At 52.7% G+C, this 23,468-nt stretch carries 23 protein-coding genes; 18 read left to right on the top strand and 5 right to left on the bottom strand.

Going from position 1 to position 23,468, the window contains the following annotated elements:
* Positions 1-144: 144 nt before the first annotated feature.
* The 8 genes from IGQ16_RS11240 (at position 145) to urtE (ending at position 7,583) form a co-directional block, all read left to right on the top strand.
* Complete coding sequence (locus IGQ16_RS11240; protein WP_157869603.1) at positions 145-453, top strand: helix-turn-helix transcriptional regulator; 309 nt, start codon at positions 145-147, stop codon at positions 451-453.
* A gap of 121 nt (positions 454-574) precedes the next feature.
* Entirely contained in the window at positions 575-1,783 is a 1,209-nt protein-coding gene (gene ispG / locus IGQ16_RS11235) for a (E)-4-hydroxy-3-methylbut-2-enyl-diphosphate synthase (RefSeq protein WP_024123857.1), read from the top strand.
* A gap of 28 nt (positions 1,784-1,811) precedes the next feature.
* Positions 1,812-2,156 carry a histidine triad nucleotide-binding protein gene (locus tag IGQ16_RS11230; protein ID WP_024123856.1) on the top strand — a complete coding sequence of 115 codons (345 nt, stop codon included), beginning with the start codon at positions 1,812-1,814 and terminating at the stop codon, positions 2,154-2,156.
* Between the two features lie 160 nt (positions 2,157-2,316).
* A complete protein-coding gene (gene urtA / locus IGQ16_RS11225) occupies positions 2,317-3,630 on the top strand; it encodes an urea ABC transporter substrate-binding protein (RefSeq protein WP_297061570.1) in 1,314 nt (437 codons plus the stop codon).
* Between the two features lie 111 nt (positions 3,631-3,741).
* On the top strand, positions 3,742-4,899 hold the full coding sequence (locus IGQ16_RS11220) for a branched-chain amino acid ABC transporter permease (RefSeq protein ID WP_024123854.1): 1,158 nt from the start codon (positions 3,742-3,744) through the stop codon (positions 4,897-4,899).
* Positions 4,892-6,061: an urea ABC transporter permease subunit UrtC gene (urtC, locus tag IGQ16_RS11215; RefSeq protein ID WP_024123853.1), complete on the top strand. Its 1,170-nt coding sequence runs from the start codon at positions 4,892-4,894 to the stop codon at positions 6,059-6,061. Before IGQ16_RS11220 ends, urtC begins: the two co-directional genes overlap by 8 nt.
* Before the next feature lie 5 nt (positions 6,062-6,066).
* Positions 6,067-6,834 (top strand): urea ABC transporter ATP-binding protein UrtD, encoded by a 768-nt coding sequence (gene urtD, locus IGQ16_RS11210; protein ID WP_297039710.1) that lies wholly within the window; start codon positions 6,067-6,069, stop codon positions 6,832-6,834.
* A 50-nt stretch (positions 6,835-6,884) separates the two neighbouring features.
* Positions 6,885-7,583, top strand: a complete 699-nt coding sequence (gene urtE, locus IGQ16_RS11205; RefSeq protein ID WP_367116131.1) for an urea ABC transporter ATP-binding subunit UrtE — start codon at positions 6,885-6,887, stop codon at positions 7,581-7,583.
* Positions 7,584-7,586: 3 nt separating this feature from the next.
* Here the strand turns inward: urtE and IGQ16_RS11200 are convergent, their stop codons facing one another.
* The gene (locus IGQ16_RS11200) at positions 7,587-8,924 is read right to left on the bottom strand and encodes a MotA/TolQ/ExbB proton channel family protein (protein ID WP_297039715.1); all 1,338 of its coding nucleotides are present in this window, start codon (positions 8,922-8,924) and stop codon (positions 7,587-7,589) included.
* Between the two features lie 47 nt (positions 8,925-8,971).
* Positions 8,972-9,913 (bottom strand): bile acid:sodium symporter family protein, encoded by a 942-nt coding sequence (locus tag IGQ16_RS11195; RefSeq protein ID WP_024123849.1) that lies wholly within the window; start codon positions 9,911-9,913, stop codon positions 8,972-8,974.
* A gap of 439 nt (positions 9,914-10,352) precedes the next feature.
* On the opposite strand from IGQ16_RS11195, the gene IGQ16_RS11190 reads away from it, so the two are divergent.
* The 7 genes from IGQ16_RS11190 to IGQ16_RS11160 all read left to right on the top strand — a co-directional run bounded on the left by IGQ16_RS11190 (position 10,353) and on the right by IGQ16_RS11160 (position 20,555).
* Positions 10,353-11,498, top strand: coding sequence for a response regulator (locus tag IGQ16_RS11190; RefSeq protein ID WP_024123848.1), 1,146 nt, complete (start codon positions 10,353-10,355; stop codon positions 11,496-11,498).
* The gene (locus IGQ16_RS11185; protein WP_024123847.1) at positions 11,495-11,872 is read left to right on the top strand and encodes a response regulator; all 378 of its coding nucleotides are present in this window, start codon (positions 11,495-11,497) and stop codon (positions 11,870-11,872) included. Before IGQ16_RS11190 ends, IGQ16_RS11185 begins: the two co-directional genes overlap by 4 nt.
* 5 nt (positions 11,873-11,877) lie before the next feature.
* On the top strand, positions 11,878-12,366 hold the full coding sequence (locus IGQ16_RS11180) for a chemotaxis protein CheW (RefSeq protein WP_024123846.1): 489 nt from the start codon (positions 11,878-11,880) through the stop codon (positions 12,364-12,366).
* Positions 12,363-13,922, top strand: coding sequence for a methyl-accepting chemotaxis protein (locus IGQ16_RS11175; RefSeq protein ID WP_024123845.1), 1,560 nt, complete (start codon positions 12,363-12,365; stop codon positions 13,920-13,922). Before IGQ16_RS11180 ends, IGQ16_RS11175 begins: the two co-directional genes overlap by 4 nt.
* A 13-nt stretch (positions 13,923-13,935) precedes the next feature.
* The gene (locus tag IGQ16_RS11170; protein WP_297061562.1) at positions 13,936-16,581 is read left to right on the top strand and encodes a hybrid sensor histidine kinase/response regulator; all 2,646 of its coding nucleotides are present in this window, start codon (positions 13,936-13,938) and stop codon (positions 16,579-16,581) included.
* A 94-nt stretch (positions 16,582-16,675) separates the two neighbouring features.
* A complete protein-coding gene (locus tag IGQ16_RS11165) occupies positions 16,676-20,005 on the top strand; it encodes a tubulin-like doman-containing protein (protein ID WP_297061560.1) in 3,330 nt (1,109 codons plus the stop codon).
* A gap of 76 nt (positions 20,006-20,081) precedes the next feature.
* Positions 20,082-20,555, top strand: a complete 474-nt coding sequence (locus IGQ16_RS11160; protein ID WP_024123842.1) for a type IV pilin-like G/H family protein — start codon at positions 20,082-20,084, stop codon at positions 20,553-20,555.
* On the opposite strand, the gene IGQ16_RS11155 is transcribed toward IGQ16_RS11160, so the two are convergent.
* Positions 20,523-20,906 carry a helix-turn-helix transcriptional regulator gene (locus IGQ16_RS11155; protein ID WP_051372866.1) on the bottom strand — a complete coding sequence of 128 codons (384 nt, stop codon included), beginning with the start codon at positions 20,904-20,906 and terminating at the stop codon, positions 20,523-20,525. The two genes, IGQ16_RS11160 and IGQ16_RS11155, sit on opposite strands and share 33 nt — an antisense overlap.
* A 118-nt stretch (positions 20,907-21,024) precedes the next feature.
* Between IGQ16_RS11155 and IGQ16_RS11150 the strand changes: the two genes are divergently transcribed.
* Complete coding sequence (locus IGQ16_RS11150) at positions 21,025-21,198, top strand: metallothionein (RefSeq protein ID WP_024123840.1); 174 nt, start codon at positions 21,025-21,027, stop codon at positions 21,196-21,198.
* Between the two features lie 192 nt (positions 21,199-21,390).
* On the opposite strand, the gene IGQ16_RS11145 is transcribed toward IGQ16_RS11150, so the two are convergent.
* Positions 21,391-21,804, bottom strand: a complete 414-nt coding sequence (locus IGQ16_RS11145; RefSeq protein ID WP_024123839.1) for a DUF4168 domain-containing protein — start codon at positions 21,802-21,804, stop codon at positions 21,391-21,393.
* Between the two features lie 322 nt (positions 21,805-22,126).
* Between IGQ16_RS11145 and psaC the strand changes: the two genes are divergently transcribed.
* Positions 22,127-22,372 carry a photosystem I iron-sulfur center protein PsaC gene (gene psaC, locus IGQ16_RS11140; protein ID WP_011056855.1) on the top strand — a complete coding sequence of 82 codons (246 nt, stop codon included), beginning with the start codon at positions 22,127-22,129 and terminating at the stop codon, positions 22,370-22,372.
* A gap of 132 nt (positions 22,373-22,504) precedes the next feature.
* On the opposite strand, the gene IGQ16_RS11135 is transcribed toward psaC, so the two are convergent.
* Entirely contained in the window at positions 22,505-22,783 is a 279-nt protein-coding gene (locus IGQ16_RS11135) for a hypothetical protein (protein WP_024123838.1), read from the bottom strand.
* Positions 22,784-22,964: 181 nt separating this feature from the next.
* On the opposite strand from IGQ16_RS11135, the gene IGQ16_RS11130 reads away from it, so the two are divergent.
* Positions 22,965-23,417 (top strand): type IV pilin-like G/H family protein, encoded by a 453-nt coding sequence (locus IGQ16_RS11130; protein ID WP_297061557.1) that lies wholly within the window; start codon positions 22,965-22,967, stop codon positions 23,415-23,417.
* Positions 23,418-23,468: the final 51 nt, after the last annotated feature.

The raw sequence follows: 23,468 nt of genomic DNA, 5'->3' as shown, positions 1-23,468 counted from the left end.
ATTAACATGTAAAGTTATTAGATGAGATTAACATGTAAAGTTATTGAGAAACACAATGCCCTGTCTAGGGATGTATTTCGGTTCCCCATGGTTAGTCCACTCTCTCAAAAGCAACTCTCTAAGCTTCTACGTTATAAACGGGGGATGCGCAGTCAACGTGCCTTTGCCGCTGAGTTAGGAATCTCCTATACCTGCTTGCAAAAATGGGAAAATATGGTGTCATTTCCAAATACCGCAAACCTGTTAAAGTTAAGTCGGGTTTTTGGCTTTAATAATTTAGAGAGCTTTATGGCCTACCTCAATGAAACGGAAGTCACCTATCCAGAAGAAGAACAACTGGTGGCTGAGATTCTTGGCAAATTGCGTCACTTACCTCCGGCTAGGGCAATTCAGTTGCTGGAAACAGCCTTAGAGTTGTTAAAGGCTGCTGCTAATAGCAAAGGCGACGCTTGAGGATTGTTTAAGTTCCCAGAGAATTATGGCAAATGTCTTGGGGGGCGATCGCCTGCCGCAGTTTGCCGCTTCTATGGCATCCTGAAAGGGAGAAGTTGCACAATTTGGCCACTTAGATCCTATGCAAACGCTGCCGAGTCCTGTTCAAGCTACTCCGACAGAAACCGCCATTGTCCGTCGCAAAACCCGTCCAGTGCCCATTGGCTCTGTCATCATTGGGGGCGGTCATCCCGTGGCGGTGCAGTCAATGATCAATGAAGACACGCTAGATATTGAAGGCTCAGTGGCCGCCATTCGTCGTCTCCATGAAATTGGCTGTGAAATTGTGCGGGTGACAGTACCCAGCCTTGCCCATGCCAAGGCCATGGAAGAGATTCGCGATCGCCTCTACAAAACCTACAAACCCGTGCCCCTTGTTGCCGATGTCCACCACAACGGCATGAAAATTGCCCTCGAAGTTGCCAAGTATGTGGACAATGTACGCATCAATCCGGGGCTCTACGTCTTTGAGAAACCCAAGCCCAATCGCACTGAATATACCCAAGCGGAATTTGAGGAAATTGGTGCCAAAATTCGCGAAACCCTTGAGCCACTGGTGATCTCGCTGCGCGATCAGGGCAAATCCATGCGCATTGGCGTCAATCACGGTTCCCTTGCTGAGCGGATGCTCTTTACCTATGGCGATACCCCAGAAGGAATGGTGGAATCGGCCCTGGAATTTATCCGCATCTGCGAGTCGTTGAACTTCTACAACCTGGAAATTTCCCTCAAGGCCTCACGGGTACCGGTGATGATTGCTGCCAACCGCCTGATGGTCAAGCGCATGGACGAACTGGGCATGGACTACCCCCTCCACTTGGGCGTCACCGAAGCTGGGGATGGCGAGTATGGCCGCATCAAATCCACCGCAGGCATTGCCACCCTCCTTGCCGAAGGGATTGGCGACACAATTCGTGTGTCCCTCACTGAAGCTCCCGAAAAAGAAATTCCGGTTTGCTACGGCATTTTGCAAGCCTTGGGCCTGCGGCGAACCATGGTGGAGTATGTGGCCTGTCCCTCCTGTGGGCGGACGCTCTTTAACCTTGAGGAAGTGCTGCACAAAGTCCGTGAAGCTACCAAACACCTGACGGGTCTGAATATTGCCGTCATGGGCTGCATTGTCAATGGGCCGGGGGAAATGGCCGACGCCGACTATGGCTATGTGGGCAAACAGCCGGGCTACATCTCCCTCTATCGCGGCCGTGAGGAAGTTAAGAAAGTCCCAGAAGCGGAAGGCGTGGCTGCCCTTGTGGAATTAATCAAGGCCGATGGCCGCTGGGTTGATCCCTAAACTATCAAGTATCTGTGAGGAGCAAAACATGACCACGGAAACCATTTTTAGCCGCATCCTTCGCCGCGAGATTCCTGCGGACATTGTCCATGAAGATGAGCTGTGTCTGGCCTTTCGCGACATCAACCCCCAAGCCCCTGTACATATTCTGGTGATCCCCAAAAAGCCGATTCCCCAACTAAGCCTGGCAGAACCTGAAGATCACCGCGTGCTGGGGCACCTGCTGCTGACTGCGAAACGCATTGCCGAGGCAGAGGGTCTAACGAATGGCTATCGCGTTGTCATTAACAATGGTCCCGACGGTGGGCAAACAGTCTATCATCTGCACTTACACTTGTTGGGTGGGCGACCCATGCAATGGCCACCGGGCTAAGGTCCGAGCTAAACTTGTCTAGCAGTCAATCCACTTCTTGACAAAGGGTACTTAGCCATGGGGAGCGATCGCTGAAACTTTGTAGCCTAGAGTACAGTTTACACCAATCATGTCTTTTAATCTATGGGAGATTATTGCTTATACGAGAGAACAAAACCCCATGGCTCAACAATTTGGACTTGGACGCCGGAAATTTTTAGTCTATGGCTCAGCCGCATTGGGAACGAGCCTTCTGATTAAAGGGTGTGCTCCAGCTACAGAAACCGGAGGTGGTGGACAACCAACCGCCGCTGGTGGTGACACTATTAAAGTGGGGATTTTGCATTCTTTAAGTGGCACCATGGCCATTAGTGAAAAGAGTGTGGTGGATGCTACCCAACTGGCCATTGAGCAAATCAACCAAGCGGGGGGGGTTCTGGGCAAGCAGATTCAACCTATTCTGGAGGATGGGGCATCTGACTGGCCGACCTTTGCCGAAAAAGCCACGAAATTAATCGATCAAGATAAAGTGGTAGCGGTTTTTGGCTGCTGGACTTCTGCTTCTCGGAAAGCAGTACTGCCGGTTTTTGAATCCAAGAATCACATGCTTTGGTACCCTGTGCAGTACGAAGGTCAAGAGTGCTCGAAAAACATTTTTTACACGGGTGCCGCTCCCAACCAGCAAATCGAACCTGCCGTAGATTGGCTCCTGCAAAACAAGGGTAAGAAATTTTTCTTAGTGGGCTCAGACTACGTCTTTCCCCGCACGGCCAACACAATTATCAAGGCACAACTGGCGGCTAAAGGTGGTGAAACAGTGGGTGAAGACTATCTGCCCTTGGGTAACACCGAAGTCACGCCCATCATTACTCGCATTCGCAATGCCTTGCCCGATGGCGGTGTGATTTTCAACACCCTCAACGGCGATAGCAATGTGGCCTTCTTTAAGCAGTTGCAGGGAGCAGGTCTGACACCAGATAAATACCCAACGATGTCCGTCAGTATTGCTGAGGAAGAGGTTCAAGCCATTGGCGTTGAGTACCTCAAGGGGCAGTATGCTGCTTGGAACTACTTTATGACTGTGGATACCCCTGAAAATAAATCGTTTGTCGAGGCCTTCAAAGCGAAGTTTGGCCAAAACCGCGTCACCAATGATCCAATGGAGGCCGCCTACATTGCCGTTCACCTCTGGAAACAGGCCGTGGAGCAGGCAGGCACAGCTGACGATTTGGAAAAAGTGCGCCAAGCTGCCATTGGCCAGACGTTTAATGCCCCGGAAGGTCCCGTGAAGATGTTCCCGAACCACCACATTTCCAAAACAGTGCGCATTGGTGAGGTGGGTGAAGATGGTCTCTTTAAGATTGTTTACTCCACACCCCAGCCCGTGGATCCACTGCCTTGGAACCAGTTTGTGGCGGAAACCAAGGGTTTCGCCTGCGATTGGACGCGCACTGATGTGGATAACCCCGGCAAATTTAAGGCTGGGGGGGCTTGATTCCCTAATTTCCGAAATTTAGTAGTCCTAAAAACAGTTTTTGCCCCCTAAGGCGCTTGACAATCACAGTTGGCTGTCTGGGGTGGCTTTTTTCTGACAGGTTTTAGAACCATGACCTTTTTGCTAGAAAGTGTCTTCAATGGCATGAGTATCGGTGCGGTGTTGCTGTTAACCGCACTGGGGCTGGCGATTGTTTTTGGCATTATGGGCGTGATTAACCTTGCCCACGGCGAACTGATGATGCTGGGAGCCTACACTACCCTCGTGGTACAAAATGGCTTCCGTCAATTGGGGGAGGGTTGGTTTGATGCCTATCTATTAATAGCAGTGCCCTTAGCCTTTGCCGTGGCAGCGGGGATCGGTGTCGTTCTTGAGCGGGGAGTCATTCGCTATCTCTATGGTCGCCCCCTTGAAACCCTCTTGGCCACTTGGGGTGTGAGTTTGATCCTGCAACAGTTGGTGCGCAGTATAAGTTGGCAGATGACGCTGCAGATCGCCCTCTTTTGTCTGCTCTTCTTTGGTGGCCGCTGGCTCCTCTCTAAACGGGCGATCGCTCCCCGTTGGCAGGCTTGGGTATCGCCAGTGTTACTGGTGCTCTCTTTCGGGATTAGCCTGACGGCTAGCCTCGTGGCTGGGGGCACGGTGGGCCTGGCAATGACGAAGCCCTGGTTTGGTGCTCAGGGGGTGGATGTGACCGCTCCCAGTTGGCTGCGGAGAGGAGTGAATCTTTGGGGGGTGCAGTTTCCCTTTGTGCGCCTCTTTATTATTGCCCTGACGGTGGTGTGTCTGGCGGCGATTTACTTCTTTCTTCTGCGATCGCAATGGGGCCTACGGATTCGCGCCGTAACTCAAAACCGCAGTATGAGTGCCTGCTTGGGTATTCCCACCCAAACGGTTGATACCCTCACCTTTGCCCTTGGCTCTGGTCTAGCGGGAGTAGCAGGCTGTGCCATTAGCCTTTTGGGTTCTGTGAGCCCCAATACGGGTCAGAACTACATTGTTGAAGCCTTCATGGTTGTTGTCGTGGGGGGAGTCGGTAAAATTGTCGGTTCGATTGTGGCTGCCCTTGGCATTGGCTTTGTCAACTATGTCATTGGTTCGGGGTTGATGACCCGCTTTCTTGAACCGCAAACAGCACTGTTTGACTTCTTTGAATTTTTTGCTAGTACCAGTATGGCACGGGTGATGGTCTTCATCCTGATTATTGCTTTCCTACAACTGCGTCCCGCTGGTCTTTTTCCACAAAAAGGACGGATGGTCGATGCCTAAGCTATCGCAGTTCTTTTTTCCGAAAGATCGCCTCAGTGGTCGCGAGTTAATCGTGGTGGCTATCCTTGCTTTGATCCTGATTTTCGTGATGCCACCTCTGTTGCCGGGGTTTCGCTTGGATTTGCTGCACCGCTATCTGGCTCTGGCGATTGTGGCTTTGGGGATTGATCTGATTTGGGGGTTTACGGGGTTGCTCAGCCTTGGTCATGGCATTTTCTTTGCTTTGGGGGGGTACGCGATCGCCATGCATTTGAAACTACAGGTACCCACCACTGCCCCTAGTCCACTGCCGGACTTTATGTCCCTCTACGGGGTCACGGAGTTGCCGTGGTTTTGGTATCCCTTCTATTCCTTTGCCTTTGCTGTCGCAGCAGTGGTGCTGATCCCAGCCCTATTGGCGGCACTCTTAGGGTACCTTGTCTTCCGCAACCGCATCCGAGGGGTCTATTTCTCTATCCTTACTCAGGCAGCCATCATCGTCTTTTTTAACTTCTTTAATGGTCAGCAAAAACTTTTTAACGGCACCAATGGCCTGACGGATTTTCAAACCCTGCTGGGGTTCCCTGTGCGCAATGCCCAGACCCAGTATTGGTTCTATGTCATAACAGTAATTTTCTTGGCCTTGGCCTATCTTCTTTGCCGTTGTCTGACAATGGGACGCTTTGGCCGCCTACTGGTTGCTATTCGCGATGATGAAGTCCGCGTCCGTTTTTCAGGATACAATCCGACCAGTTATAAGGTACTCGTTTTTGCTATTTCCGCTGCCTTGGCAGGGATCGGTGGCGCTTTCTTTACCCTGCGCACAGGCATCATTTCACCACGAGCGATGGACATTGCCTTCTCGATTGAGATGGTGATCTGGGTGGCGGTTGGCGGCCGTGCCACCCTCATTGGAGCCGTGCTGGGAGCACTCTTGGTCAACTTTGCCCGCAGTCTGTTGAGTGAGCAATTTGCCGATATTTGGCTCTTTTTTCAAGGGGCACTGTTTTTAATTGTGGTGTTGGCACTACCTACGGGAATTGTTGGCTGGCTGCGCACCGAAGCCCCCAACCTGATTGCGAAACTCTTGGGGCGACCGCAACCCGTGGCAACATATCCAGAGTTGGAGTTTGATCCTGAGGTGCAATATGAGCGTCAAGTTCTCGAGCAGGAGGGCAAATAATTGCCATGACACCTATCCTTGAGATTGAGGATCTCACCGTTAGCTTTGATGGTTTCAATGCCCTAAATCATCTCTCGTTTCAGATGCAGGCGGGGGAACTACGGGTGATTATTGGCCCCAATGGTGCTGGTAAAACCACGTTCCTCGATGTGATTACGGGCAAAGTCAAGCCGACACAGGGGCGAGTGCTCTTCAAAGGGCGCAATCTGCGTCGCTATAGCGAAGATCAAATTGCCCGTATGGGCATTGGTCGCAAGTTTCAAACTCCCCGCGTCTATCTCAACCTAACAGTGCAGGAAAATTTGGAGTTAGCAGTAGCCCGCCGTAAGAGTGTCTTGGCAATGCTGTTTCAGCCACTGTCCCGCGAGGAGCGCGATCGCTTGCACAGCTTGATTGATATCATTGGTCTGCGGCCAAAAGCTAACTTTCCGGCAGGACTCCTCTCCCATGGTGAAAAGCAGTGGCTAGAAATTGGCATGCTGGTGGCACAATCCCCCGATTTGCTATTGGTGGATGAACCGGTGGCAGGTCTCACGGATGAGGAGACCCACCTAACGGGAGAGCTTCTAGTGGCCCTGGCCGAAAGCCACTCCATTATTGTCATTGAGCACGATATGGAGTTTGTCCGCCAAATTGCTCGCACGGTTACGGTTCTCCATGAGGGCTCGGTACTTTGCGAAGGTTCTATTGAAACCGTACAAAATGATCCCCGCGTGATTGAAGTCTATTTAGGTGCTCCCCTCGAAGAATCCGACTTAGCACAACAACCATGACTCGCGTTGATCACTACCCCCTAGCGAGGACAGCAGTGGATGCCGATTGGATGCTGCGCATTCGTGGCCTCAATGTCTATTACGGCGAAAGCCATATCCTGCGGGATATTGACCTGAGTGTGCCTCCTGGCAAAATGGTGTGCCTCATTGGCCGTAATGGCGTCGGCAAAACCACACTCCTGAAAACAATCATTGGCCTGATCAAGCCCCGCAGCGGCCAGCTGGACTGTCAAGGAGAATCTCTCTTGCCGTTGCGTCCGGATCAGCGAGCCAAGCTGGGAATTGGCTATGTACCTCAAGGACGGGAAATTATTCCCCGGTTGACGGTGAAGGAGAATCTCCTCCTTGGCTTGGAGGCGCGTCCCCGTCAGCGGGCAAAACAGGAGATTTCAGAGGAAATTTTTGAACTCTTTCCTATCCTGAAGAAAATGCTCCACCGCATGGGGGGAGATCTCAGCGGTGGGCAGCAGCAACAGTTGGCGATCGCTCGCGCCCTAATGGGAGAACCCAAACTGCTTTTGCTGGATGAACCCACCGAAGGCATTCAACCCTCGATCATCCTTGAGATTGAGGCGGCGGTTCGTCGCATTATTGCCGCCCGAGGCATTTCTGTTCTCCTAGTGGAACAGCACCTCCACTTTGTCCGTGAGGCGGACTGGTACTATGCAATGCAAAAGGGGGGCATTGTTGCCTCTGGCCCTACCCGTGATCTCAGCCAAGAGGTGATTCAGCGGTTCCTCGCGGTCTAGCCTCTAAAGCGGGCGATCGCCCCCCTCCAAGGAGCCGGGTTGCTCCACCAGCATCATTCGTCGGGGCTGTGCCAGTTGCCGTAATACGGGTTGCAGATGCCCCAGCGTGTCGTTGAGGCGATCGAGAAGCAGTTGCAGATTCCCTGTATCCGCGAGGGCCTGCAGGGCTTGGTTGAGGGTTTCTAACAGTTGTAACCGCTGTTGCAGGGTGCGATCGCTCTCGGCCAAAAGTTGGGCCATGTACTGGCTCTGTTGCCGCAGTTCTTGGGCAATGGCGGTCTGTTCCTGGTTGACCTGCGCCCGCAGTTCCCTTTGGCTGTGCTGAATCTGGGTTACAAGGCGCTCAAACTGCTCAATGGACTGTTGCTGCCGCTCCTCGAGCGTGGCCACAAATTGCTGCCGATCCCTGATCACAGTAAGGGCCAGTTGATTTAAGTTCTCCAACAGTTTTTGCAGCTTTTCTTCTGTGGGCAACGCCGTGCGAATAGTTTCCTGAATCACTTGTTGGAGGGGTTCACCATCCACCCCTGCGGTCATATTCGTAACGGGGAGGCGGGGCAGCAGTTGATCGTTAATGTAGGTGTCAATTTGCAGCAGCAACTTATTCTCCCAGCGTTCAACGATTACCATTGGGATCATCACCAGCACACTCAGCACTAAGGCTACAAGGGTAGTATCAAAGGCCACCGCTAGCCCCGTCGTCACACCACCAATCCCCTCCTTGATTTGGTTCACGTCCTGAGCTGTCTCCAAAAAGCTGGAAAAGCCACTGACCGCTTGGCTAATCCCCACCACCGTGCCAATAAAACCCAACAGGGGAATTGCCCAGACTAGAACCCGGGGAATCGTATAGGAGGCATCGGTGGCGGCTGCGGCACTGCCACTGTCTTCTGCGGCGGCTTCAACAGCAATCTCCCGCTGGCCACTACTGAGAAATGCCCCTAAAACACGAGCACAGCGATTGGGAAGGAGCGTCCGCCGTTGGGCAAGGGTTTGCTGCAATTGCAAAATATCCCGCATCGCGGTGAAGGGGTAGTTGGCGGGGATCCAGATTTGACGCAGGCTGGGGGTCTGTTGAAACAGAGCAATCGCCTTCAAAATTGTAAACACCAAAACCGTCCACGCAAAAAAGACAGCCACGGGTTGCGTCCAGCCGCGATTGAGAAGCAGTTGGCCAAGGTAGGTGCCCTGAAAGGGCAAAAAGAAAATGTAGAGGATGACCGTGGCAACGGCAGCGATCGCCAGCGCCAACCACAGCGGAACAGTGAGATCCCAGCGGGGTACTGGTACTGGGGTCAGGGAAGGCGCAGTTGTTGTCGAAATGGGAGAAGAAGCTGTCATGACAATACTCAGGGCGCAAACATTTTTCAATCTATCGTGAAGGAGCCTCAGATTTTTGGAACAGCTGCTGCTCCCTGCTGCCACCGCCAAATACCCGCCAAGAGACTGCCAATTAGGGAATGCACCACCCCCGAAATCGCACAGGGTACTGCAGTGAGGGGATTTGCAAAGGCTTGCCGCGCTAACGCCACCCCTAGCCCAGAGTTTTGCATGCCCACCTCGATGGCGATTGTCCGACAGGTGCGCTCTGAATAGCCCACAGCTCGAGCAAGATAGTAGCCGCCAAGAAAGCCCAAACTGTGGAGGGACACAACAGCTGCCAACAGTTGCAAACCATGACTGAGAATTGCCTTGGCACTTGCTGCAAACACGCCACCACAGATGACACAAATGCCCAAAACTGAAATCAAGGGAGAAATAGGGAGCACTTTTTTCACCAAGTTGGGGGCTTTGGTATTCAAAGCTAAGCCGATCACAATGGGCAGCAATACCACTTGGACTGTGCCCCAAAATAGTTGCAGGGCGTTTACTTCAACGTATTGACCTGCCAGTAGCTTGGTTAATAGGGGTGTCAAAATAATCGCTGCCAGCGTTGAGCAAAGGGTCATGACGACTGACAACGCCACATGGGCACGGGCAATAAACGTCACCACATTGGAGGCCGTTCCACCAGGGCAGCAAGCGACTAAAATTAGTCCTACGGCAAAGGGCGTGGGCAATTGATATAGCTGTGCAACCAGCCATCCCGCCGTCGGCATAATCACGTACTGGCCAACAAATCCGAGGGCAACCGTGCGAGGCATTAACCCCACAGCCTGGAACTCCTGCCAACTCAGCGTGATTCCCATCCCCAGCATGACAATCATCAAGATCCAGACAATGAGATCGCTGCTGACCCACAAAAATAGGGGTGGATACACTAGCGCCACAATTGCCGTAAGCATTACCCAAAGCGGGAATAGGCTGGTCAACCATTCGGAGCGGGACATTAGGAAAAGCCTATAACTATAAGGATCCTAATAAAGAACGTCAAGGAAACGTTAAGTAGAATACATTTTTCGGGAAGACAGGAGCTTTACAATGCAAGATAGAGCAAAAATACTGAAAAATATAGAGATTGGGGGAATGATTGGAAAAATTGGAGTAGCTACAGGTTTTTCCTTTCCATGATATTATTTTCGACTACAGAAGCGGTGAACGTGTGTGAAAACGATTTTCACTGCCTTGTCTCTGTTCAATTCTGATAACAAGGGAAATAAAACAGTTTTCTTTGTACAGCAAGCTTAAGAATTTAGCATTGGGTACTCTAGGCTTTTACTTCTGGCCTTAACGATATCAAAAAATTTATAGACTTTTAACGCCGCAGTTGTCTATTACTGATTCAGCGAACTATTAGCGATCTATCGGATTGTCAAAGGAACAATTTCTATGACAGCAAGCACACCTACGTCAAGTTCAGTAGCGCCAGTGGGCAACAAAGCATTGGCATTTCCAGCACGGGTGATTCAGAGGGTGATTGGCGATCGCCTCTCCGGTCACTTAATATTTACCGATCCGAGGGACCCCTCCATCGGCTGGAACCTGTATGTGGGCAATGGTCAACTACATTACGCCAATAGCACTGTTGGGCATCAGGAACGCTTCAACTACCTGTGTCAACGCTATTGCCCTCAACTCAGCACCACACTCGCAACCGATGAAACGGAGTATCAGTATCTCTGTCGTCTTTGGCAACAGGGGCAATTGACCCTTCCCCAACTGCGTAGGCTACTCTTTCTCTTTAGTCAAGAAGCGCTGGTTCATATCTTTGCTATGCCCCAAGCCGCGTTGCAGATGGAGCGGGTGGCGGGTCTTGATCCCTTGGTTCTCTGTGTGCCAATCAAGGAAACTCTCAGTCAACTGCGGCAAGCCATTACCCAAGCAGTACAGGTGCGCACCTATTTGAACTCGCCGCTGCAACGACTGGTGCTAACCACAACCGAGCGAGTTCCCGCTGATCTGTGGCCAATGGACTATGGCCGCAATATTGCCGCTGCCTTGCCTCAACTCTTGGAGCAGACCCCCGTACTCTATGAAGTGGCGACTCAGTTGCGCAGGGAGGCGATCGCCACTGCTCAGTTACTGCAACCCGCCTTAGTCAATGGTTTGGTTGCCCAGCATCCCTACACTATCCCCACCAGTGATACTCGCCCCATCGTGGCTTGTATTGACGATAGCCGCACCATTCAGCGCAATGTCCGCCTGATTTTGGAAACCTGTGGTTATCGGGTGCTAGGCTTGATGAAACCAACCCATGCCCTAAGTGCCCTCAATGATACTAAGCCTGACTTAGTCTTGATGGATATCTCAATGCCAGAAATGGATGGCTATGAGCTCTGCCGTCAACTGCGGCAAACAGAAGCCCTTAAGGATGTGCCAGTAGTCATGCTCACAGGGCGCGACGGGCTAGTGGATCGGATTCGAGCACGGATGGCAGGGGCCACGGAGTATTTAACGAAACCCTTTACCCCGCAGGAGTTACTATCGTTAGCGGAGCGATTTACTCGGACTGCAGCAATGGAGAGTCATTCATGAAGCAGGTGCTCGTCGTTGAGGATTGCCGCACAGAGCAAACCATGATTGTCTCAATTTTAGAGAAATTGGGACACCAGGCCCATGTGGCGGAAACAGCGGAAAAAGCCATGGAATGGTTGGCTACGCATCAGCCACCGGATTTGATTGTCCTCGATATTGTGATGCCAGGGGCCAATGGCTTTGAACTCTGCCGCGAAGTACGGGCGAATTCCCTCCTCAAGACGGTGCCGATTATCTTTTGCTCCTCTAAGGATCAGGACTTTGATCGTTTTTGGGCGTTGCGTCAGGGGGGGAATGCCTACATTACGAAACCCTTTGAACCGGAAGATTTAATTGAAACCATTAACGAGTACTTACCTCCCTTGCCTCAATGATGTCTGTGAGTGCCCCAGTCCTTCAGGAATACTTTCATGTGGAACTGCCCCAACGGGTGAATGTGGCCATTCCCCTTGGGCAAACGGCTCAGGTTTTAAGCGTTGAGCCACGGGATATTTGTCTGGTGCCGGGGGTTTCAGCTGCTCTTTTGGGTATTAGTAACCACCGGGGGCAGTTATTGTGGATGCTTGACCTATTGAAATTGCTGGGGGTGGAGCATGCTTGGGAGCGATCGCCCCACCAACGTTGGACGGCACTGGTCATGCGCGATACTGACGGATCTTCGCCGCGTCAACTGGCTTGTGTGGTGAGTCAACTGCGGGGCATTATTCATGTCTCCCCACAGCAGCGGCAACCGGTGCCTCAGCAACTTCAACGGCAGGTGCACCAGTATTTGCAGGGTTTTGTGCGGTTGGATCGCCTGCCAATTTTACTATTGAATGTTGAAGCCGTTTTTGAAGCTGTTGCCCATTCAGCCGCTCCAGCCCTATGACCTCCCTTGCCAATTCCACCCCGCCAACCTCATCCCTGAGCGATCGCTACTTTAATGCCATTCTCACTCAGGATATCCCGACCCTGCGGGCCCTCCTTGAGGAAGAACCCACTGATCATTTGGTACAGTTAACCCTAGCCACTGCCCTAGAACAGGCGGGTGATGTCACTGCCGCCAAAGCCCTTTATCAGGCGATCGCCGCAGCAGATCAGGGAATTTTTGGTCAAAGTGCCCGCCATGCCTTGGCACTATTGCAGACAAGCCCTGCGCCTCCCCCGCTCCCCCCACTGCCGAGTGCTCCCGTTGCCGCTACCCCCATTCCCCTAGGACGGGGTCAAATCAAACAGTTGCGACAGGGGCTGCACACCTTAGAAACATGGCTAGTGCAACTCCAGCAACAGGAGTGGGATAGCCCCTTGCCTGCGTTTAAGGATCCTCAACTCGCCGCCATTGGCCAAGGAATTGCCGTCTTGGTCGCTCAGCTCCAGCAGCAGCAGGATCAGATTCAAACCCTTGAAGCGCAACGTCAAGGGGAAGTACAGCGGCAGCGCCAAGAACGGATGAAAATGCAGGAGGCAGTGATTAACCTATTGCTGGATATTGAGGGAGCCCAGCGGGGAGATCTCACCGTACGCGCCAAGGTGGACGAAGGGGAAATGGGTTCCATTGCCGATGCTTTCAATGCCACAGTGCGTAGTTTGCGTCAAATTGTCGTCCAAGTCCAAACCGCTGCCAACCAAGTCCAAACCGCTGCCCAAACCACCCAGGGGGCGATCGCCGGACTGGTTGCCGGGGCAACCCAGCAAGCTGCCGACATTGATCGCAGTGTGGAAGCGGTCGAAACAATGGCCGCCTCAGTGCAAGCAGTAGCCCAGTCTGCCCAAGAAGCAGCAGCGATCGCCGCAGAGGGGCTGACGGCAGCACAATTGGGGGATGCAACTATGGACACTACCGTAGAGAGCATGGAGAATATCCGCCTCAGCGTGGCCGAGACTGCCAAGAAAATGAAACGCCTCGCTGAATCCTCCCAAGAAATCTCCAAAATCATCAACATCATCTCCAACATCTCTGAGAAAACCAACCTTTTGGCCTTTAATGCTTCGATTGAAGCTGCCCGCGCTGGGGAGCACGGCCAAGGCTTCCGGGTGGTGGCCGATGAGGTGCGCCGCCTGGCCGAGCGAGTCACAGATTCAACACGGGATATTGAACAGTTAGTGACGGGGATTCAGCAGGAGACGGCTGAGGTGCTTCAGGAAATGGAAGTCAGTACAGCGCAAGTGGTCAAGGGCACCCAGTTGGTGAGTCAAACCAAAGCAACGTTACAGGGACTCGCTCGCCTCAACCAGCAGATTGATTCACGACTGCAAATGATTTCTGAGCGCACCGCCTCCCAAACCGCCACGGCTGCAGAAGTGACGCAGATTATGCAGCGGGTTGCCCAGATGGCACAAACAACAACTTCAGCCGCTGCTGCTGTGGTGGATGCCATGGAAAGTCTAGTAGCCCTTGCCGCAGAACTGCAGGCCTCGGTATCGCGGTTCCGTGTGGATCCTTGAGGACGGGTAACCTATGACCCTTGATGCGACTGAGCTTGATGCAATTACCCAAGAAGCGCGCCATTGCTTCCTCTACGAGGATGCCCCGGAGTATTTACTGCTCCTCGAACAATGGGCAGAGGAGGTGATCAGCAATCCCGAGCGTCACTATACGGCTGAGGATTACAACAGGTTGATGCGGGCGGCGCATTCCCTCAAAGGGGGGGCTGGGATTGCCCAACTGAGTGAGCTACAGGTCTTGAGTCATCGCCTAGAGGATGTTCTGGAAGCCCTCAAGGAGGGTCGCCTGGGCGATCGCCCCCGTGCTCATCATCTTCTAGTTCAAGGCATTGAGCAAGCCCAAGAACTCTTGGCCGCCGCCAAACAGAATCATTCCTTAACACCAACACCCCCCTATCAAGCCCTTCTTGCAGCCCTCACGGAACTCCTCAGCACCGTCTCAGCCCTCCCCTCGCCCCCCACTGCAGCTCCCCCCGATCTGCGCACCGCCTTGACCCAGACCCTTGAGGAGTCCTTGCAGATCCTAGAGGCCAGTGCCACGGATGCAGAGCGGGAGACGGCCTTGGCTCACCTAATTGCCACTGCCCACACCTTAGGGAAACAGTACGCACTGCCTTGGTTGCAGCAACTGGCCGCCGAATTACCGAAGTTAGCAGCGGATTTGCCCCTTGGGGAATTAGTGCCCGCCATTGTCGCTGAGTGTCGTCAATTGCAGCAGGCAGAACTGGTCAAGTTACTGCCGCCTGAACCGACCCCTACCCCGCCTGCGGAAACAACTCCCCCCCAAGACAGCTATCTGCGCATTCCCGTCAGCCGGCTGGATCGCCTCGGTAACACTGTCAGCGAATTGCTCATTGGCCAAGAACGCCTCACCCTCTATCAACAGCAGTTTTTGCGGGCCAATCGCGAACTTAAGCACCGCCTTGAGCAATTTCGGCCCATTCGCGATCAGGTGCAGACTGTTTACGATCGCTTGGCCACCCCCCTTGGCGGTCGAGGTCGGCCAACGAATGGCCACAATGACTTTGATGACGTTGATGACGTTGATGACTTTGATGCCCTGCAATTTGACCACTACACAGAACTGCACACCGCCCTCCAAGATTTTCAAGAATTGCTGGTGCGGATTCAGGAGACAGGCGCCGATATTGATCTGCTCAACCGCGATCTCCAAGAAGCCCTGGATCTCAACCGCCAGCACTTAAATAGTCTCTACGCTGAACTGACGAATTCTCGCTTAGTGCCCTTTCGCCAACTGGCAGAAAAGTTTGTGACCGCTGTGCAAGCCTTGGGCGATCGCCACCATAAACCGGTTCAACTGGTGATTGAGGGGGGCGATACCCTTGTCGATCAAGTGATTTTGCAGCAACTCAAGGCACCCCTGACCCATCTGGTGCGCAACGCCTTTGACCACGGTCTTGAGCCACCCGCACAGCGGCAGCAACTGGGCAAGTCCCCGACGGGAACCATTTGGCTACGGGCGCGACTGCGGGGGAATGCCGTGGAAATTCAGGTGGCCGATGATGGTCGGGGAATAGATCTGCAACGGGTCAGTCAAAAAGCGATGGAACTGCAGCTTTGCTCTGCCGAAAAAGTTCCTCACCTGAGCCGCGAGCAGATTTTGGAATTTCTCTTTGTACCGGGGTTTTCAACCGCCAAGGAGGTGAGTGATCTCTCCGGTCGTGGGGTGGGACTCGATGTGGTGCGTGAGCAAGTCCAGCGATCGCGGGGTCGTCTGCAGATCACCACCGAACCCCAGCAGGGAACGACCTTCACCCTTACCCTCCCCTTGACCCTGAGTCTGCTGCCCATGGTACTGTGTCAAGTCGGGGAGCTCACCTTGGCCATCCCAGACCTGAGTATCCGCGAAGTCATTGCCCTCAAGGAATACACAGATATTCGCCACCCCAGCCCCACCATTGATTGGCAAGGACAATCCATTCCCCTGTGCCCCCTGCATCAATTACTGCCCTATCATCGTCCCCTGAGTGCGCCAACGCAGCCCCTTGGTGTAGGTGTGGTTGTGGATGTGGCCGGTCAGGCGGTGGCTTTGGCGGTGAACTATCTTATTGCCGAGCGGGAGTTAGTGGTCAAGCCCTTTGATCAAACGGTACCCGTGCCCCCCTACGTCATGGGGTGTACGGTTCTGGGAAGCGGTGAAGTGGTGCCGGTTCTGGCTCCCGATAACTTTACGGTGCTGCTTAGGCCCATGGCGGTACCGGCCTCCCCGATCATGGCAAGACCCCAGCAGCGCACGATTCCCCAAGTGCTCATTGTTGATGACTCCATCACCGTGCGACGGCTCCTGGATCGTGTGCTGCGGCAGGCGGGCTACGATGTTGTACAATGCCGCGATGGCAAAGAAGCCTTGGATTTTCTCCTTGGCCAAGGGGATCAAGTCTCCCTTGTGATCACGGATATCGAGATGCCCCGCCTCGATGGTTATGGCTTACTAGAGGCGATTCGTCTTTCGACGCCTTTACACCATTTACCCGTTGCAATGTTAACTTCACGGGGAGGGGATACCCACCGCCAAAAGGCCTTTCAACTGGGTGCCAATGACTACATCACCAAGCCCTTTCAACCCCAAGGGTTACTGCAAAAGGTCACCCAACTGCTCGCAGGTCGCCAGGCTGCTGCGGTGACCCCCAGCGGATAAAGCAATCAAATTGCATTGCTGCCAAATTTTCTTATGAAACATTTCGCGGACATCCTTGCTAGGATCGGGGTGACTTGCGGTGGAGAGAGTAACCATGCCTGTACAGGTGGAGGAAAAATCAATTGTGCCGACGGTCATTGTGGGGGTGGGTGGCACAGGCATTGAAGTGCTCTCGCGGGTGCGGCGTTTAGTTGAAGAAACCTACGGCAGCCTGAAACAGTTTCCTGTGATTAGCTTCCTGGCCATTGACACCGATCGCGACTACAAAGTCAGCAATCCCCTCGCCGCTGGATCTCCCCTCAAGGACAACGAAAAGCACTGGGCCAGTGTCAGTGGCAAAAACGTGCAGCAAATTATTCAAAACCTCGACAACTACCCCTGGATTGCCTCTTGGTTTCCCAAGGAACTGGAGCGCAACATTACTGCCCTAGAGGCAGGGGCAGGTCAAATCCGTGCCTGTGGTCGTTTTGCCTTCTTTTGCAACTACCATGCGATTCAACAAAAGTTCCAAGCGGCCAGCGATCGCGTCAAAGGTCACGAAAGTTTTATGCAAAGCCGCTACGGCCTCAGGGTCAACAATAGTAGCCTCAATGTCTTTATTACCGGTTCGCTCTCTGGGGGTACGGGTAGCGGCATGCTCATTGACCTCGGCTATTGTGTCCGCCACTGGCTCAAGGGGCAGTCGAGTCCCCTCGTCACGGGAATTGTGCCCATGCCCAATGCTTTTGCTGCTATTAGTGTCGGCGATCGCGTCCTTGCCAATGGCTATGCCGCCCTCATGGAACTCAGCTACTTTTCCGACTACCGCACTGAGTACGTTGCTCAATTTAGCAGTAGCCTGGCCGATGAAGTGCGTTACAACTGCCCTCCCTTTGACTTTACCTACCTCGTGGGCACCAAAAATGGCGAGAGTGAATTCAAGCTGGATGAGATCCGCGAAATGATCGCCCAAAATATCTTTTTGGATCTCACCTCGGACTTTGCTCCCCACAAACGCTCCATTCGGGACAACATTAAGGCGGCTTGGGCGTCTCAGGATGCCGGCGGGCGCGGCTACCCCAAAAACTTCATGAGCTTTGGCCTCTCCAGTATTGAAATTCCCATTGCCCAAATTCGCGCCTCCTTGACCTATCGCCTCTGTCAAGACGTTATTCACTGGTGGCTAAATGAATCGGTGCAATTGCCGCCGCAACTGTTGGAGCTGACCCAGAGCCTCCTGAAACCCATGAACTTGCTGGATATGGATTTGGTGCTGGCCCTGGCGGCAGCCGGCGATCGCCCCTATATGCAGGAAATTTCCCGCTGGGTCAACGATCTGCGCCATCAAATTAGCCGTGAAAACCTCCTTGAATGTACCCAACAGGGGTTGGGGGGTATGATTGGTGCGGAAAGAGGCAAAATTTTGCAATTTGTGCCCTGGCTAACTGAACAGGTGGACAATTACCGAGCTGCCCACTTGCGCGAACTAAGCCCCGATGAGCGCCTCCACGGTGACTTTTTCCAGCGCATGTACGACAACCGCAATCAAATCATCCAGCAGGCTCGCCAAAGTCTTGAGGAGGAGTTCTATCGCATCGTTGAAGATCGCAACCGAGGGCCGAAGTTTGCCCAGGCCTTTCTGCTGCAAATTCGCCAGATTTTTCTTAGCCAAAGGGAAAAGTACGACCGCGAGCTCCAGAACACTTGGCAGCCCAACATCACCAATCGTCAGCGGCAATACGAAAATGCCCTCCAGGACATTAACCACTTCAGTACCCTGTTTGGCATCTCCAAGCAAGCAAAAATGGAGGAATTTTGCCAGCAGGCCCTAGAAGGAATTGAGGGGAGTTTCAATGCCATCATTCAAGCCAAAGCACGGGTACTTGCCAAAGAGGTGATGGCCAAATTGGAGGAGTGGCTACAGGGGATGGAAGCACGTCTTGCCAAGCTCAACCAACGGCTCCTCAATTTACGGGATGGCTTCAAGGCAATGGCCGATAGTCAAGCCGATAGTGCAGATGCCCTGCGGATCAATGGGGTGAAGCTTTACGATCGCCAAGAACTCAACGGCCTCTATCAAGACCTCGTCGAGCGCTATGCCGGTGCCAACACAGGGGTAGAGTCCACATTTACCATTGGCCTCAATCAACTCTGTACCACAACAGCGACAACAGTGTTGCAGGAGGCAAGTCCCCTGTGGAAGGAAACCCGCACTGCCAATGAGGTGATGCGTCTATTGGATTTGGCGCAACTGGCGGATGTCCAAGAAAGTGACCTGGCTGAGATTATCGAGGAAACAGTACGGCGCACCGTGCAAAATGCTCCGGAAGAAAGCCGCCTTGTGCGGGATCTCACCGCCTGCGATCGCCTGTTACAGCTCTATCGCAACGACGAAGGAGAAATCCTGAGTGTTCTGCGCCTCGCCTACCAAAAGTCTAAGCCCCTGCTACTCCTCTCCCAGGCGGTGATGAGTGGGCGCGATGCCGGCTTTACCCCCTCCGTAAATACGAATATTGCCATTGTGGGGGGTGAAAATACCGCCGATTTGGCTGCCAAAAAGCTCATTCCTCTCCTCAAGAACCTTGTCAAGCCCAACGGCCAGAGTATTACCAGTGAAGACATCAAGCCTTTAGGCGATCGCGAGCGGCATCGCATTGTTTTTGTCCAAGAAATGGGGGGCTTTTCATTGCGCTGTATTGAAGGCATGCCCGAACTGCGCCAGTCCTATCAAGATTGGCGCGGCCAAATGATTACCGCCAAGCGGGCCCGCCTGCGAGGAGAAAACCGCGATTTGCCGATTCCCGTGCATCTACAAAAGGATCCTCCCTTTTGGGATGTGTTTCCGGAAAACCCACAACTTTTGAAACTGGTAGTGACAGCTCGGGCCCTGAGTGTTCTGAAACAGGCGGAAAATCGTGCCACCCGTGAAGTGACAATCCGCTATGCCCGCCATACCGCCGTCGGCCTTGAGGAAGTGGATCTGGCTGCCAACTGGGAAGAGGTGACTCAAGTCCTAGAGGTGCTGGCCTGCCGTCCCGACTTAGAGGAAATTCAGCGCCAAGTGACCGTGATTCTCAAAGCCGCAGAAACCCCCCAGCAAAAGCAAACTCTCTATGAGCATTTACTAAACTACTTGAAGCAACGCGAGGAAGAACTCCACAAAGCGGGAGGACGCGACAGCCTTGAATACAAGCGGGAAGCCGCGATTCTCCAAGAGGTGATCCAAACCTATCAATTGGCTCAAGGAACATCAGCTCCTAGTCCAATGCCAACACCCGCTGCCCCTGAACCGCCCCTGCCCCAAACCGAACCAACACCTGAAACCACTGCTTCAGCAAGTTCCTCGGGGTTAGAGCAACTGCAACAACTGATGGCCATGTATCAGCAGGGTCTGCTCTCAGAGGCAGAGTTCCAAGCTGCGAAGAAAAAACTGCTGGGGCTTTAGAGGAGATCCCTGTAATTTCACGAAGAACTGTGGGAACACTTTAGGATAAAGACGAGTCCAAAGTTGGAGCATTCCTATGTCTCCCTATCGTTCTAACCTGCCTTGGTTCTATCGATCGCTCCTTACCTGCAAAGGCCTAACCCTCATTGAACTACTCGTTGTTGTCATTATTATCGCTATCTTGGGGGCGATCGCCCTCCCCTCGATGTTGAATCAGGCCATTAAAGCCCGCGAGTCCCAAGCCAAAACCAATATCGGTGCAGTTAACCGTGCCCAACAGGCCTACCGCTTGGCAAATCCAACCTTCACCGACGACCTAGCAAGTTTACAAATCGGCTTTAGTGATACACCCGACTATGAGTATCAAATCAGCCATGCCGACAGTGACTATGCTCAATTCCAAGCCACCCCTGAGCGAGCAGAATTAAAGGCATTTACAGGTTGTACCTACGCGACGTATACAACATTGACCACAACCCAAATTTTAGAAGCTGCTCCCTCTGGTTCAAGCACAGCATCACCACCGGCCTGTCCCGATCCCACCCCCTGAAGTGTCTGATTCTTCTTCATCTAAATGTTCTGCCGCTGCCTTGTAAAGCGTGAGGACATGGTGATCTAGTAACTGATAAAAGATATGACGTCCTTGGCGGCGAAAACGCACCAGTCGCAGCGCCTTCAGCATCCGCAATTGGTGGGAGACAGCGGATTCGCTCATTTCTAGAGCCACGGCGATATCCCTGACACAAAACTCCCCCTGGGCAAGCAGGTCCACAATTCGCAATCGATTCGTGTCAGCCAGTAGACCAAAAAACTGCGCCATCCGCTGGGCTTTTTCCGTAGAGAGCAAGCGATCGCTCACCTGCGCTAAAGCCTCTGGATGATGAGGATCAAGAGTATTCATATCTTCATCATAGGCGCTGGTTAGGCAATAACCAATTGACATATGAACAGTTGTTCAGATATATTGAAGTAGAGGTGGAAAACAACCTCACTGATCTTGGCCATTTGGAGGAAAAGCCATGACAACTGTTACCCAAATGAAATGCGCCTGTCCCCACTGCCTGTGCATTGTCTCCCTCAGCGATGCAATCATGGTCGACGGCAAACCCTACTGCTCTGAAGTCTGTGCCAATGGCACCTGCAAAGAGAGTAACGGCTGTGGCCACTCAGGTTGTGGCTGTGGCTCTGCCTAGAAGTTACAATCTGTAACAGTAGATAATGACGAGGCGATCGCCCCACCCACTCTATACAATCAAGAGGAGGAGATTGTCCTCGTCATTTCTCATTAGTTGCGATCCAGTGTGGCAGACCTCCCATCTATTTCCTTGATTACAGCCACCTATAACGCTGCCGAGCACCTGTCAGACCTGATATGGACTTGATGATTAAGGTTGTTGCAATCGCAGCATTTCGGCCTGGATACGTTGGCTAAAGGCGCCATCTTGCTGTGCTCGCAGTGTAATCGCATTGAATTGCTCTAGGGACATATTATATTTTCTCAGCACTTGCATTGCCTCCCGCCCATAGTTGGCACAAATGGTCTCCAATCCACTGGGGATATTTTGGGGATTCATGCCAAAGCAAGAGTTTCGGGGCACTTGACCTTGGAAAGCTGCCTGAGCTTGGCGATAGTATTTTTGGCGAATCGGTTCAATTTCGAGAACTACACGGGCATAGGTCGTGATCTCCCACGGAGCAATCACATCTGTGCGCGGGGAAGTCTGAGCCAAGGAATAGGGTGAAGGCACAGGCAGCAGACCGGCACTACACAGAGCAAGGGGTAACCACTTCCAGGACATTGACCACCACACACAACGCGTCCGACTACACTCTACTTGGAATCCCGAGAACTGCTTCAAGTTCCCCAACGCCGGCAAGCAGCAGCCATTAAAAACCGTTTTGGCCAAGATTGAAGGCACAGTAGGTAAATTTACTAGACTTTACAAAAAAGTTACATTCTTTGAAGTTTGCTCATCCAGTCCGTCCAGCAATCAACCACTGCGGTATCCTAAATCTCGGTATTTCTCTCCAGACTGCCCTTATTGTCGTAGCTTAGGGGCTTCCTGAGTTGGCGGCAGGGCATCCACCTGTCATCCTGATCGTTTTAGGAGCGGTTATTACATGGCTCACACTGTCAAAATCTACGATACCTGCATTGGCTGCACCCAGTGTGTGCGGGCCTGCCCCACCGATGTGCTGGAAATGGTGCCTTGGGATGGTTGCAAAGCTGGCCAAATTGCCTCCTCCCCGCGCACGGAAGATTGCGTTGGCTGCAAACGTTGTGAAACCGCCTGCCCTACTGACTTTTTGAGTATTCGTGTCTATTTGGGTGCAGAAACCACCCGCAGCATGGGTCTAGCCTACTAGTTCCCTATTTCTGTGAAGCTGGTCTTAAATACTCGACTGGGCTTGAGGCAGCATTCGAATGTCTCAAGTCTTTTATTTGTGCTTTTCTTGTATATTAGCTGGGTTTATCCCTAAGTGCCACCAGTTGGCTGCTTAGGGTTGGTCCTCATGGCTGAGGCGGTTCTGCAGATCATCCACCGCTTCATTGATCTGGGCAATTTTGGCCTCCAGCTCCAGACGCATCGCCTCCATCAGAGGCTCGTCATTCCCTTGGAGGGGAGCTGATCGCTGATCTTTGATCCGTGGGCTCTTGTCGGTAGACGCTGCCGCAAGTCTGTCCTTGAGTAGGAGCGTGACCAGAGAGCCAGTAATGCCACCAAAGAGGGCACCCACCAGAAACCCCCAGCCAAAACCATTGCCACGATTCTCCATAAGCCTGCATTGCCCAATAAGACAGCTACCCCAACTGTAGCAGACGGCAAATCGCTTCCCCATAGCTAGGGCAACCCTGTCCTGAGGCAAAAAATTTTTTGAGGGGGGTGTTAAGTCTGGGGCAATGGCTGGGTATGTTAACCGTAGAGACAAGATTGTTGACCTAAGGAGTCTCAAGACTATGAAAACCGAACTGAAAGCTAAATTCCTCCAGCACCTGCTGGCCAAGAAAAAAGCCAACGAAGGCTTCACTCTGATTGAACTGCTTGTGGTGGTCATCATCATTGGTATTCTGGCAGCTATTGCCCTGCCCTCTATGCTCAACCAAGCATCTAAAGCTCGGCTGTCCAGCGCCAAGAATGCGATTGGTGCCATCAACCGTGCTCAGCAAGCCTACCGTCTGGAGCAACCACAATTCGCTCCTGATGTAACAGCTTTGAAGCTCGGGGTCTCGACACCTGATGGGTATACAACTCCTACGATTAATGCTAATGCTGGTAACTCGGCGATGGCTCAGACAAGCGCGAATGATCCTCAAGGGACGGGTGTAACAGGTTGTGTAACGGTTGCAGGTGGTGTTACAACTTCTACGATCGTAACGGGCAATTCTAACAGTGCTCCTAACTGCTCCTAGGAGTAAGTTGATTGTCCGCTTAAGCCCTTAAAAATTAGAACAAGGTTGACC

This window comes from Thermosynechococcus sp. M3746_W2019_013 (assembly GCF_015296045.1).
Lineage (GTDB): Bacteria > Cyanobacteriota > Cyanobacteriia > Thermosynechococcales > Thermosynechococcaceae > Thermosynechococcus.
This window is presented reverse-complemented; position numbering and strand designations above follow the sequence as displayed.

Bases quoted from the DNA above. Each gene is read 5' to 3' on its own strand.
- urtD (WP_297039710.1), top strand. From the start codon at position 6,067: ATGACACCTATCCTTGAGATTGAGGATCTCACCGTTAGCTTTGATGGT.
- IGQ16_RS11170 (WP_297061562.1), top strand. From the start codon at position 13,936: ATGACCCTTGATGCGACTGAGCTTGATGCAATTACCCAAGAAGCGCGC.
- ispG (WP_024123857.1), top strand. From the start codon at position 575: ATGCAAACGCTGCCGAGTCCTGTTCAAGCTACTCCGACAGAAACCGCC.
- IGQ16_RS11200 (WP_297039715.1), bottom strand. From the start codon at position 8,924: ATGACAGCTTCTTCTCCCATTTCGACAACAACTGCGCCTTCCCTGACC.
- IGQ16_RS11220 (WP_024123854.1), top strand. From the start codon at position 3,742: ATGACCTTTTTGCTAGAAAGTGTCTTCAATGGCATGAGTATCGGTGCG.
- IGQ16_RS11175 (WP_024123845.1), top strand. From the start codon at position 12,363: ATGACCTCCCTTGCCAATTCCACCCCGCCAACCTCATCCCTGAGCGAT.
- urtC (WP_024123853.1), top strand. From the start codon at position 4,892: ATGCCTAAGCTATCGCAGTTCTTTTTTCCGAAAGATCGCCTCAGTGGT.
- psaC (WP_011056855.1), top strand. From the start codon at position 22,127: ATGGCTCACACTGTCAAAATCTACGATACCTGCATTGGCTGCACCCAG.
- urtE (WP_367116131.1), top strand. From the start codon at position 6,885: ATGCTGCGCATTCGTGGCCTCAATGTCTATTACGGCGAAAGCCATATC.
- IGQ16_RS11135 (WP_024123838.1), bottom strand. From the start codon at position 22,783: ATGGAGAATCGTGGCAATGGTTTTGGCTGGGGGTTTCTGGTGGGTGCC.
- IGQ16_RS11160 (WP_024123842.1), top strand. From the start codon at position 20,082: ATGTCTCCCTATCGTTCTAACCTGCCTTGGTTCTATCGATCGCTCCTT.
- IGQ16_RS11165 (WP_297061560.1), top strand. From the start codon at position 16,676: ATGCCTGTACAGGTGGAGGAAAAATCAATTGTGCCGACGGTCATTGTG.
- IGQ16_RS11155 (WP_051372866.1), bottom strand. From the start codon at position 20,906: ATGAATACTCTTGATCCTCATCATCCAGAGGCTTTAGCGCAGGTGAGC.
- IGQ16_RS11150 (WP_024123840.1), top strand. From the start codon at position 21,025: ATGACAACTGTTACCCAAATGAAATGCGCCTGTCCCCACTGCCTGTGC.
- IGQ16_RS11240 (WP_157869603.1), top strand. From the start codon at position 145: ATGCGCAGTCAACGTGCCTTTGCCGCTGAGTTAGGAATCTCCTATACC.
- IGQ16_RS11185 (WP_024123847.1), top strand. From the start codon at position 11,495: ATGAAGCAGGTGCTCGTCGTTGAGGATTGCCGCACAGAGCAAACCATG.
- IGQ16_RS11145 (WP_024123839.1), bottom strand. From the start codon at position 21,804: ATGTCCTGGAAGTGGTTACCCCTTGCTCTGTGTAGTGCCGGTCTGCTG.
- IGQ16_RS11190 (WP_024123848.1), top strand. From the start codon at position 10,353: ATGACAGCAAGCACACCTACGTCAAGTTCAGTAGCGCCAGTGGGCAAC.
- urtA (WP_297061570.1), top strand. From the start codon at position 2,317: ATGGCTCAACAATTTGGACTTGGACGCCGGAAATTTTTAGTCTATGGC.
- IGQ16_RS11195 (WP_024123849.1), bottom strand. From the start codon at position 9,913: ATGTCCCGCTCCGAATGGTTGACCAGCCTATTCCCGCTTTGGGTAATG.
- IGQ16_RS11230 (WP_024123856.1), top strand. From the start codon at position 1,812: ATGACCACGGAAACCATTTTTAGCCGCATCCTTCGCCGCGAGATTCCT.
- IGQ16_RS11130 (WP_297061557.1), top strand. From the start codon at position 22,965: ATGAAAACCGAACTGAAAGCTAAATTCCTCCAGCACCTGCTGGCCAAG.